The sequence below is a fragment of the Sorangium sp. So ce362 genome (genome assembly GCF_051519845.1).
Classification (GTDB): domain Bacteria; phylum Myxococcota_A; class Polyangia; order Polyangiales; family Polyangiaceae; genus Sorangium.
The window spans coordinates 11,010,501-11,021,794 of the sequence record NZ_CP150332.1 but is presented as its reverse complement, the minus strand read 5'-3'; the positions used below and the strand labels follow the sequence as shown (position 1 = coordinate 11,021,794).

Genomic DNA, 11,294 nt, shown 5'->3' with positions numbered 1-11,294 from the left:
GGGCCGTACCGTCAAGCAGTAGCGTTACTTGATGACCCGCAAATAGGGGGGTAGCTCGCGCTTCGGCTTGCCCGCTCCCTGGCGCTGTCGGGGCTCGGGCTCACCGGAGCTACCGGAATCGTCGTCTTCGCTCTCCTCGGTGGAGCGCACCGGCGCAAGGGCCGGCGCGGGCACCGCCGCGAGCGTCCTCACGGGCGCGCCGGCGTCCCGCGCCGAGGGCTCGCTCGCGCCGCGGCGCTCGGCGGGCTCCACGGGCTCGAGCTCGGGACGGCGCACCTTGTCGCGCGCCTCGTCCGCCGCGTCGTCGCTCCGCTCGTCGTCGCCGCTCGGGGGCGCCACGGCGGCGAGCCGGGGGCGCGGCCGCTTGGCGGGCTTCTGCGGCGGGGCCACGCCGGGACGCTGCTGCTTCTGCGCGGCGAGATCGGCCGGGATGTCCTCGGGCCACACCATGCCCCGCTGGTCCTCGCTCACGAGCGCCCAGATCGCGTGCCACGGCAAGCGGCACCAGAACGGCGCGCGGTTGAACGAGAGGGTGCAGCTGATCCCGTCGTCGTCCACCTTCAGGTCGGGGATGGCGATCGCCATGTTCATGCCGACCTGGAGGATCAGCTGCGGCTGCCCCGTGAACCACTTGGGGACGGAGACACCGGGCCGGCGCGGGTCGAGGTGGATGAACACGCTCGGCTCTCGCTCGAGGAGGGCCAGCGCGACGTCCTTCTTCGGCGGAAGCGGTCTCTGCACGTCGGACATCGTACTGCTCTGCCCAATACCCTGGACCGCGCGGCTCCGCCAGCGCTTCGGGCCATCGGGCGCCGGGCGGCGCGCCGGTGAGCAGGCCGCAGGACAAAAGCCGCCAGGCAACTCCAGCAGCTCTGTAGAAAGCTCGCCGTAGAGGCGCGCGCGACGCGGCGGGCGCCGACACGATCGGGCTGCCGGACCTCCTCCTCGCGGCCCGCGCGCCCGCGCGCCTCACGCCGCGGGTCGCCGGCTCAGCTGGATCGGGACCTCCGAGAGGGTGACGCGGTGCTTACCGGCGCTCGTGAGGGGGATGTGGTCGACGATCTGGACGCAGATCTCCGCGCGCTCGCCGAGGTGCTGCCGGACGGTGCGCTCGATGAGCCGCGCGGTCTCGGGCTGGAAGCCCTTGCCGGGCACGAGCCGGACCGTGATCGCGCGCCGCCGGTCCTGGTGGACCTGGTAGCGGGCGATCGTCGGCTGGTCCTTGATGAGGTGCGGGAAGAGCTCCCCCGCGAGCAGCTGGCCGTCGGGGCCGACGAGGAGGTCGAGGACGCGGCCCTCCACCGAGGCGAGCATCGGCAGCCCGCGGCCGCACGCGCACGGCGCGCCGGCGGCGATCGCGACGTCCTGGTTCTTGTAGCGGATGAGCGGCATCGATCGGCAGACGAGGTCGGTCACGACGACCTCGCCCGCCTCGCCCGGGAGGGCGTGCCGCCCGTCGCGGAGCAGCTCGACGTACACGCCCTCCAGGTTGATGTGCTTGCCCTCGTGCCGCTCGCACTCGGCGGCGATCAGCATGAGCTCCCGGCAGCCGTACCGGTCGAACACCGGCGCGCCGAACGCGCGCTCGATCGCCTCGCGCTGGTGCGCGAAGAGCCGCTCCGCGCTCGTGACGATGCCGCGCGGGGCGGGGAGCGCGCGCCCCTCCGCGAGCGCGTAGCGCGCCGCCTGGTACAGCGCGCTCGTGTAGCCGACGATGAGCTGCGGCCGGTACCGCGCGATCTCGTCGAGCAGCGCGGCGAACCGCGCTTCGGACAGATCGAAGGCGCTGATCATCTTCTTGCGGAGGACGGCCTCGTGCAGGGAGCGCTTGGCCTTCTTCGCGAGCGTCTCCCCGAACTGGGTGCTCCACAGGTGAAGCTCCCGGTCGCCGAGCCGGGCGCCCGCCCACCCGTCGGACCGCATGGCGGCCGCGACGCGGCGCTCGTAGGTGCGGTGGTCGAAGCGGAACTGCACAGGCTCCCCGGTGGAGCCTCCCGTGCCGCTCGAGTAGAGCCGGCCGACGAAGCCCTCGGCGAGGAGCTCCGGCCCGTGGGCGCGGAGGTCGGCCCGCGTGAGGACGGGGAGCCGCAGGAGGTCCTCTGGCGCCTTCACCGAGGCGACGCGCACGCCGTGCTCGGCGAACCGAGCCCTGTAGAACGGGACGTTCTGCTCGGCGAAATGGAGGGCCGCGAGCATCCGCCGGAAGCCGAGGTCGCGAACCTCGTCTTCCGAGCGCCACTGGGAGCGCTCGATCTCCTCCAGGTGTTTCAGGGTCTCCCTGCCCCTCAAACGGGTCTCGTAGAGAGGAAACAGGATGTTTCGAAACAGCTCACCGTACATGGGGAGAGCGTTCTATCGAATCATCGACCGTCAAGCGCGCGCCGGCGGCTCTCCTGCGAATCCGCCTCTTCGTGCCGAGGAATCCGACCGGAGCGGCGCGCGCCGGCGACTTCCGTCCTGGCGGAGCCGGAGCGGAGGGGCGCGTCAGCCTGCACTGCCGGCCGCGGGCGGGCTCGATCCGAAGATGGCGACGGTGGCGCCGGCGAGGATGATCCCGGCGCCGGCGATCTCGGCGGCCGTGGGGAGGGCGTCGAGCCACAGGGCGCCGATGACGATCCCGCCCAGCGTCTCGCCGGGGGACACGAGCGCGACGATGGACGGGGACATGCGGCGCGCCGCGGCCTGCACCGCGGTGTGGCCGACGAGGGTGGGGACGAGCGCGAGCGCGACGATGGCGACGGCGGCGTGGGCCGGCGGCGGGGCGACGCCCTCGAGGGCGCCGGGCGCGGCGGGGAGCGCCGCGGCGAGGAAGACCGCGGCGCTCGCGTAGACGAGCGCCGCGTAGCTGCGCGCCGGCAGCGCGTCCCGGAGCGCCCGGGCGAAGGACACGTAGAGGCCGTAGAGGACGGTGGCGCCGACGACCATGAGGTCGCCCGAGAGCCGGTGATCGCCGGCGCCGGACGCGCTCGCGATGACGATCGCGCCGGCGGTGGCGAGCAGCACGCCGGCCTGCTCGGAGCGCGTGGGGCGGACACGGAAGAACGCCCATGCGCAGAGCACGACGGCGAGCGGCTCGAGCGAGATGAGCGAGAGCGCCGCGGCGAGGGAGGTGCGGTCGAGCCCCCAGAGGAACAGCGCGAAGTGGACGGCGAGCAGCAGGCCCGCCGTCAGGACGGCGGCGCGCTGGCGCAGCGAGAGGGCGGCCGCGGAGCGGGCGATCCCGCGCAGGTCGAGCAGGGAGAGCGCGACCGCGGCGAGGGCGACCCGGCCGAAGGCGATGAAGAGCGGGTGGACCGGGCGCGCGTACCGGGCGAGCGGGCCGCTCGAGGCGAAGGCGAGGCTGGCCAGGACGACGAAGAGCGCGGCGCTCCGGGCCGTGACGCGCTGCTTGGCCGTCATGCGGTGCCTGCTAGGTCAGGCGGCAGGGGAAGACAATCCGCGAGGCGCGTACCGGCCGCCGCCGCGGCGCGCCGCCACACCGGGGCGCACCGCGATCTCGGGTCGCAGCTGGACCCTCTCGGGCCGGCGGAGCGACCGACGGTGTCCAGGATCAGTTGGGCGGGGGCGGCGGCGGCGCGATGGCGACGAGGTTGAGCCCGCCCGGGTACTGGTAGCTCGTGTAGGAGCCGTAGCCGATCACCTGGATGCCGACGGGGGCCGAGGCGGTCAGCACGTGAGCGCCGTCGTTGCCCGGGCCGAGCCGGACGCGCGCGACGCCGAAGCCGGAGCCGTTGCCGATCGGGGTCGGCGCGACGTCGACGGCGGCGTCGTCGAGCGTGATCGTGGCGTCGACGGGCTGGATGATGTCGACGTAGCTCTCGTCGTAGTCGCTGGGCGCGAGGAAGATGTACTTGGTGCGGTACTGCTCGACCGCGGTGGCGTGGCTCTGCGAGGGGTCGCCCTTCTGGTCGGGAGCGTCGGTGTCGCGGTCGACGATCTCGGCGCCCAGCATGAACGTGCTGACCGCGAACTCGTGATCTCCCACGATCTCGAAATCGCTCCTCACGACGCTGAGGTCGACGACCTGGCCGGCGTCGATCGAGGTCGGCGCGCCATCCGGCCGGCCGGAGGGGTAGGTCAGCGCCGTGCCGTCGACGTTGCCATAGAGGCGCACGATGTGGCCGAAGACTTTGCCGCCGGGCGAGGTCGGGACCGTGACGAAGTACCGCTTGCCCAGGGTCTCGGCCGGGAACACCGACTCCTCGATGTGGTCGCAGGCCGCGTAGCCGACCGGCGCCTGCGTGCACGGCATGCCCGTCAGCACCTGGACGGGCTTCGTCGCGGTGACGAGGCTGCCGCTGAGATCGTTGTTCGGGTGTCCGAGGACCTCGACGACGTCGCCCTCGTCGAGCTCGACGGTGAAGTTACCGCCGCCGGGCGTCGCAGGGATGCCGCCGCCCGCGATCACCGCGCCGCCCTGAGCGACGCTCACCGTGACGCTGGTACCATCCTGGGTGCCGGTGATGACCATGTAGGCGCCCGATGCCACCTCTCTCCAGCCCTGCTGGCCGGTGATGCGGTAGTTGCCCGTCATCGCGGTGCTCGGCAGGAGCAGCGAGGCGTCGTTGGTGAACGAGAAGCAGCCGTAGGCGTCCCCGCTGGAAGGGCACGCCTGAAGGCCAGGACAGGAGGACCAGTCCTTCCCGTCCGGGCCCCCAGCGCCCTTGTACTCGAGCGCGTTGAATTGATAGACCGTGACCGGCCTGGTCGAGACGAGGTGGTAGGCGCCGCCGTCCACGCGAACGGAGCCGGTGATCGATTTGCCCGAGGCGCACTTGGAGGCGTCGGGGCCCTTCAGCTCGGGGACCCAGGGGAGATAGATCTTGGCCAGGCTGTTGGGCTGGACCTCGGCGTGCGCCATCGCAGCGCCGTCGCGCGTCACCTCGACCTCGGCCACCTCGTCGCCGGCGTTCGCGACGACGACCGCATAGTCGAAGATCGACCAGACGATGTTCGCGGTGACCGTGGGCCAGAAATCGCACCCGATATAGGACTTGTTCGCGGCGGCCTCCGCGCACGTCTTCGGGTCGCCCGTCAGCTCGGGGCCGGGGGCGTCACCGCCGCCGGTACCGATGCCGATATCGTCACCCGTGCCGCTGGTGCCGGCGCTCGTCGAGCCGCCGTCGCCCGGGCCGCCGCCGGTGGTGGTGGTGGTGGTGCTTTCAGGCCCAGGGGGGCCCGCGGAAGAGCCGCTGGCGGAGCACGCGGCCGCGGAGACGGCGCCCACCCACAGTCCTAGGCCGAGAAATAGAGAGTGCTTCGAGATCTGCATGGGCCCTCCCGTCAACGGACTTCGAGCACAGGGGCCTGTGCGACAGCCCGGCTGGCATGAGAATTACAGTGGATTGCTGATTGCTGACGTAAACGGTCGGGCGCGTTCGCACCCCGGGACACGCGGTGTGTATCGATCCCGGCTACGCTTTTTTAGGCTCCGACGCAAGCACGTCGAACAAATCCACTGTAGTCGCCAAACAGGGATACAACGGAGTTCCAGAAGCTTTGGAACGCTGGGATACCCTGATCACACCAGGGACGGTTCTGGGTGACGAGACGAGGTGTTAGCGAGCCGCCAGCAGCGGTCGCAGGAACTGCCCCGTGTACGAGGCCGGGACGTTCGCGACGGCCTCCGGCGTCCCCTCGGCGATGACCTGGCCGCCGCCGGCGCCGCCCTCGGGGCCGAGGTCGACAACCCAGTCGGCGCACTTGATGACGTCGAGGCTGTGCTCGATGACCACCACCGTGTTCCCCGCCTCGACCAGCCGGTGGAGCACGCCAAGGAGCTTGCGGATGTCCTCGAAATGCAGGCCCGTCGTGGGCTCGTCGAGCACGTAGAGCGTGCGCCCCGTCTGGCTCTTGCCGAGCTCGCGGCTCAGCTTCACGCGCTGCGCCTCGCCGCCGCTCATCGTCGGCGCGCTCTGGCCGATCTTCATGTATCCGAGGCCGACCTCGACCAGCGTGTCGAGGACCCGCCGCAGCGCCACGTGGTGCTCGAAGAGCCGCACGCAGTCCTCGATGCTGGTGTCCAGGATGTCAGCGATGCTCTTGCCCTTGTACCGCACCGCGAGCGTCTGCGCGCTGTACCGCTTGCCGGCGCACACCTCGCAGGGGACGTAGACGTCGGCGAGGAAGTGCATCTCCACCTTCACCACGCCGTCACCGCTGCACGCCTCGCAGCGCCCGCCCTTCACGTTGAAGCTGAACCGCCCCGGACCATAGCCGCGCGTCCGCGACTCCGGCAGCTCGGCGAAGATCTCGCGGATCTGGTCGAACGCCTTCGTGTACGTCCCGGGGTTCGAGCGCGGGGTGCGGCCGATCGGCTTCTGGTCGATCGCGATCACCTTGTCGAGCGCCTGGAGCCCCTTGATCGCGCGGTGCGCGCCGACCGGCTCGGTGCTGTTGTGGAGCGCCCGGCCGAGCGCCGGCAGGAGGATGCCGTTCACCAGCGAGCTCTTGCCCGCGCCGCTCACCCCGGTCACCGCGAGCAGCACCCCGAGCGGGAACCGGACATCGATGTTCCTCAGGTTGTGCTCGGACGCGCCCAGGATCTCCAGCCACCCGCGCGGCGCGCGCCGCGCCTCGGGCACCTCGATGCGCGCGCGCCCCGCGAGGTACGCGCCCGTCAGGCTCTCCGGGTGACGCTCGATCTCCTCGGGCGTCCCCGCGGCCATCACCCGGCCGCCGAGGTGCCCCGCCCCGGGGCCGAAATCCACCACGTAATCGGCGGCCCGGATCGTCTCCTCGTCGTGCTCCACCACCAGCACCGTGTTGCCCAAATCCCTGAGGCGCCGCAGCGTCTCGATGAGGCGCTGGTTGTCCCGCTGGTGCAGGCCGATGCTCGGCTCGTCGAGCACGTACATCACCCCCGAGAGCTCGCTGCCGAGCTGGCTCGCCAGCCGGATGCGCTGCGCCTCGCCGCCGCTCAGCGTCGGCCCCGCGCGATCGAGCGTCAGGTAGTCGAGGCCCACGTTCAGGAGAAAGTTGAGCCGGCTCGTGATCTCCCGCCGCACCCCCTCCGTGATCTTCTGCCGGTTGCCCGGGAGCTCCAGCCGGGCGAAATGGTCGAACGCGTCCTTCACCGTCATCCCGGTGACGTCGGCGATCCCCTTGTCCGCGACGCGCACCGAGAGCGACTCGGGGCGCATCCTCCTGGAGCCGCAGGCGTCGCACGGCCGCTCGCTCATGAACTTGCGGTAAGCCTCCCGCGCCGACTCGGACGACGACTGCTGGAACCTGCGCATCAGGCTGGGAATCACGCCCTCGAACTTGATGCCCCAGGTGCCGTGGGTCTCGGTCCCCTCCTTCCCCCACGTCACCGCGATGCGCTTGCCCGAGAGGCCATGGAGCACCATCTCCTGCTTCTTCGCCCCGAGCTTGCGCCAGGGCACGTCGAGGTCGACGGAGCACGCCTTGGCCACGGCGTCGATGATGCGGAACGTCCAGCCCTCGCCGCGCGCCATGGCCGACGCCCAGGGGGCGATGGCGCCCTCCCGGAGCGACAGCGCGGGGTCCGGGACCACGAGGGCCGGATCGATCTCCAGGCGGGTGCCGAGGCCATTGCAGGCGCCGCACATGCCGAGCGGGCTGTTGAACGAGAAGCTCTGCGGCGAGAGCTCGGGGAAGCTCTGGCCGCAGCAGGAGCGCGCGGCGCTGAACAGCAGCGGGGCGCCCGGACGCCGCCGCCGCGCGGCCGGCGCGTCGTCGGCCTGGACCTCGACCCGGAGCTCGCCGCGCCCCTCCTGGAGCGCGAGCTCGACCCCCTCGGTGATGCGCTGTCGCTCGTCCGCCCGCACGACCAGCCGGTCGACAACGAGCGCGATGGTGTGCTTGAGCTTCTTGTCGAGCCGCGGCGCCTCGTCGAGCCGGTGCTGCGCCCCGTCGATCTCGATCCGCACGAAGCCGCGGCCCCGGAGCTCCTCGAAGAGGTCCTTGAACTCCCCCTTCCGGTGCGTCACGAGCGGCGCGAACAGCACGAACTTCGTCCCCTCCGGCATGCCGAGGAGCTCGTCGACGATCTGCTCCGAGCTCTGCGCCTTCACCGGCTTGCCGCAGAGATGACAATGCTGCTCGCCGGCGCGCGCATAGAGCACGCGCAGGTAATCGTAGACCTCGGTGATGGTGCCGACCGTGGAGCGCGGGTTGCTCGATGCGCTCTTCTGCTCGATGGCAATGGTCGGCGACAGGCCGCGCAGGTGCTCGACCTGCGGCCGATCGAGCTGACCCAGGAACTGCCGGGCGTACGAGCTCAGCGTCTCGACGTAACGCCGCTGCCCCTCGGCGTAGAGCGTGTCGAACGCCAGGCTCGATTTGCCCGAGCCGCTCACCCCCGTGAACACCACGAGCCTCCGCTTCGGGACCTCCAGCCGGTCGATGCGGAGGTTGTGCTCCCGCGACCCGAGCACCTCGATGAAATCCGGCTCGCGCGCCGCGTCGAGGAGCTTGAGCGCCGGCCGCGGCTCCGCCTGCCCGAGGTCGGGCGCGGCCGGCTGCGGGCGCGGCGCCCTGCCCTTTCCCGACCTGGCCAGCCCCGCGCTCCGGGAGGTGGAGACGATGGATTGCGACTGTGTGGATCCGTTCGTTCGCGCGCCCATTGGATTGCTCACCGCCATTAACACGGTGGCGCGCTCTCCGGCACGCGATGTTCTATGGAAAAACAGGGAAGCCACGCGCAATGCGCGCGGCGACCCATGTCAGGGGAGCGCGCAGCTCAGCGCCTGGCCGGGCCGCCGGGAGAAGCGCGCCAGCGCACGACAACGCAGGTGACGTTATCGGGGCCGCCGTTCTCATTGGCGCGCTTGACGAGCCGCGACGTGATGTCGGCGAGGTCGGCGCCCTCGTCCAGGATACTTGCGATATCTTGCGCGGACACCACGCCGGACAGGCCGTCCGAGCAGAGCAGCAGGACATCCCCGCCCTCGACGGCGTCGATCCGCGTCTCCACCTCGACCGCCTCGTCGGTGCCGAGCGCGCGGGTGATCACGTGCTGGAGCGGGAACGAGCTGGCCTGCTCGGGGAGGAGGTGGCCGAGCCGGATGCACTCGTTGACCAGCGAGTGGTCCCGGGTGAGCTGCTCGAGGCGGTGATCGCGGAGGCGGTATACGCGGCTGTCGCCCACGTGCGCGACGGCGATGAAGCCGTCGCGCACGAGCGCGGCGGCGAACGTCGTGCCCATCCCGCGCTTCTCCCGGTCGCGCCGCGCCGCGGAGAAGATGCGGCCGTTCGCGAGCTGGATGCCCGCGACGAGCAGCGGGAGCCCCTGATCGATGTAGCGGGCCTCCGAGCCCCGCGTCGTGACCGGCCCCACGCTGACCGCGACAGGCCAGGTGGAGTCCGGATCGTCGAAGAAATCACGCACGGTGTCGATCGCCATCCGCGAGGCGACCTCCCCGGCGGCGCGCCCTCCCATGCCGTCGGCCACGAGGAACAGCCCCCGCGGCTCGAGGAGCGCGAAGCTGTCCTCGTTCGTTTCCCGGACCATGCCAGGGTGGGTGATCCCGGCGGCTTCAAAAACGAGGTGACGCTGCACGGCGCTACCCTCCAGCTTGCTCTCAGGCACGCGCTGCCGAACTGCCGAACGACGGGCGCGCATCCGCCGTCATCCGCGCCCTTCCGGCGCCTGGATCGAACCGATCGCGCGACACAGGACGCATCGTCTGCTCATCTGGCTGCCCGCTTCAACTGCTCTCAGGGAGCCTACGCGGCAAGGATCGGTCGCGTCCACCAGATCAGGCCTCGGGCCGCGCCCGCCCGCGGCTGTCCGGGCGGGGCTCGGCTGTCCCGTGCGCTGCGCGCGCGTTGCCGTTCCGTTTCCAACGTCTCGCACTGCGGCGGCGCCGCCCCGAGGCCGCGCGGAGCCGCGCGGGGCCTGCGGGCTGCCGGGGCGATCGGCGCGCGCCACCCCGAGGCCGCGGCGGGCGCGTCAAGGGACCGCGAACCGATCGGCGCCGCCGCCGGAGCACGCGCTGAGCGCGAAGCCGAACCGGTCCTCGCTGCCCTCCTGCATGATGCGCTCGAGGTTGCGGCAGGCGTGACGGAACACGCCCTGGAGAGCGTAGCGATCCTTGCTGTCCACGACGACGACGACGCCGGTGAGGGTGACCTCGAGGCGGTAGGTGACGGGGTCGCCTTCGATTGTGTACCGCGTCGTCGTGAACTCGGACGGCTCGCGGTTCCTGTACGCCTGCCAGATGCACTCGCGCGCCGCGCCGTTGTAGCCGTTACCGTGCTTGACGACCTCGGTGCCGCACTGCTTGAGCGGCGGCGTCGACGGCCCGCTCTGCACCTTTTCGGGCGCGGACGAGCAGGAGGCGGCGAGCAGGGACAGCGCGAGGGCAGCGAGCGTTCGGCCTGGCGAGCGAGGCATGGCGACTTCTTACCTAACGCGATCCACGGAAAAGAGATTCTTTTTTTCGGGAGGACGGGGCGAACCGGCGGCGCGGGGCGGTATCGCCGGTATTTCGCGGGGCGGCCTTCTTCCGGGTGGACTTTTCGGGCGGCGGCTCGAGCGCGGCGGAGAGGGCGCCGAGATCCTGGAGGCTGGCGACGAGCGCGCGCAGGTAGTGCGCCGAGAGCCGCTCGGCGGCGCAGAGGGCCCGGGAGGCGAGGACCTGGGCGTTGTAGGGGCCGGCGTCCTCGGGCACGTTGTCGGCCGCGCGGGCGACGGCGAGCGTCGCGCGGGCGCTCACCAGCGACTCGTGGAACAGCGCCGTGGAGAGCGCGTTGCTGAGCGCCTGGGCTTGCCGCTTCACCCGGCGCTCGACGACGTCGCCGTCGCACGGGAGCGCGGCGAGCTCGCGCGCGAGCGGCTCGGGCAGGCGCATGTCGCGCGCGGAGGCCTCGCCGCGGAGGCGCGCGAGCGAGGGCACGGCGGTCGTCTGCCGCCCGGCGGCGAGCGCGCGCAGGCGGCGGCGCGCGGCCCTCACGACGGCGGGGAGCTCGCCGAGCGAGAGCGCCGCAGCGAGCTCCCCGCCGTCGGGGACGCCGGCGTCGGCGAGGGCGCGGAGCTCGGCCTCGGCGACGGCGCGCGCGCCGTGGAAGGCGGCCTCGAGCGCCGTGAGCCGCGCAGAGGCGCGGGCGTCGAGGCGCGCGCGGGCGCCGCCGTCGAGGGCGCGGGCGCGCTCGAGGAGCGCCTCGACGAAGCGATAGCTGGCCGGATCGAAGCGGTGGGCGCCGGCGGCGCGGAGGGCCGCGAGGCGCGCGGCGGCGGCGGACGACCCGGGTTGGGGGGCCGCGGCGGCGGGCGACCCGGGTTGAGGGGCCGCGGCGGCGGGCGACCCGGGTTGGGATTGGAGATCCAC

At 72.0% G+C, this 11,294-nt stretch carries 8 protein-coding genes; all 8 read right to left on the bottom strand.

Features of this window, described 5'->3' with window-relative positions:
* Positions 1 to 24: 24 nt before the first annotated feature.
* Positions 25 to 750: a ClpXP protease specificity-enhancing factor SspB gene (locus tag WMF17_RS42255; RefSeq protein ID WP_437646580.1), complete on the bottom strand. Its 726-nt coding sequence runs from the start codon at positions 748 to 750 to the stop codon at positions 25 to 27.
* A gap of 219 nt (positions 751 to 969) precedes the next feature.
* Entirely contained in the window at positions 970 to 2,289 is a 1,320-nt protein-coding gene (locus WMF17_RS42250; protein WP_437646579.1) for a phenylacetate--CoA ligase family protein, read from the bottom strand.
* A gap of 195 nt (positions 2,290 to 2,484) precedes the next feature.
* Positions 2,485 to 3,399 (bottom strand): DMT family transporter, encoded by a 915-nt coding sequence (locus WMF17_RS42245; protein ID WP_437646578.1) that lies wholly within the window; start codon positions 3,397 to 3,399, stop codon positions 2,485 to 2,487.
* Positions 3,400 to 3,550: 151 nt separating this feature from the next.
* The gene (locus WMF17_RS42240) at positions 3,551 to 5,227 is read right to left on the bottom strand and encodes an IgGFc-binding protein (RefSeq protein WP_437646577.1); all 1,677 of its coding nucleotides are present in this window, start codon (positions 5,225 to 5,227) and stop codon (positions 3,551 to 3,553) included.
* A gap of 331 nt (positions 5,228 to 5,558) precedes the next feature.
* Positions 5,559 to 8,588, bottom strand: coding sequence for an excinuclease ABC subunit UvrA (uvrA, locus tag WMF17_RS42235; protein ID WP_437599211.1), 3,030 nt, complete (start codon positions 8,586 to 8,588; stop codon positions 5,559 to 5,561).
* Between the two features lie 116 nt (positions 8,589 to 8,704).
* Positions 8,705 to 9,523, bottom strand: a complete 819-nt coding sequence (locus WMF17_RS42230) for a Stp1/IreP family PP2C-type Ser/Thr phosphatase (protein ID WP_437599210.1) — start codon at positions 9,521 to 9,523, stop codon at positions 8,705 to 8,707.
* A gap of 393 nt (positions 9,524 to 9,916) precedes the next feature.
* On the bottom strand, positions 9,917 to 10,360 hold the full coding sequence (locus WMF17_RS42225) for a hypothetical protein (protein ID WP_437599209.1): 444 nt from the start codon (positions 10,358 to 10,360) through the stop codon (positions 9,917 to 9,919).
* Between the two features lie 13 nt (positions 10,361 to 10,373).
* The gene (locus tag WMF17_RS42220) at positions 10,374 to 11,294 is read right to left on the bottom strand and encodes a DUF2894 domain-containing protein (RefSeq protein ID WP_437599208.1); all 921 of its coding nucleotides are present in this window, start codon (positions 11,292 to 11,294) and stop codon (positions 10,374 to 10,376) included.

Bases quoted from the DNA above. Each gene is read 5' to 3' on its own strand.
- WMF17_RS42255 (WP_437646580.1), bottom strand. From the start codon at position 750: ATGTCCGACGTGCAGAGACCGCTTCCGCCGAAGAAGGACGTCGCGCTG.
- WMF17_RS42245 (WP_437646578.1), bottom strand. From the start codon at position 3,399: ATGACGGCCAAGCAGCGCGTCACGGCCCGGAGCGCCGCGCTCTTCGTC.
- uvrA (WP_437599211.1), bottom strand. From the start codon at position 8,588: ATGGGCGCGCGAACGAACGGATCCACACAGTCGCAATCCATCGTCTCC.
- WMF17_RS42225 (WP_437599209.1), bottom strand. From the start codon at position 10,360: ATGCCTCGCTCGCCAGGCCGAACGCTCGCTGCCCTCGCGCTGTCCCTG.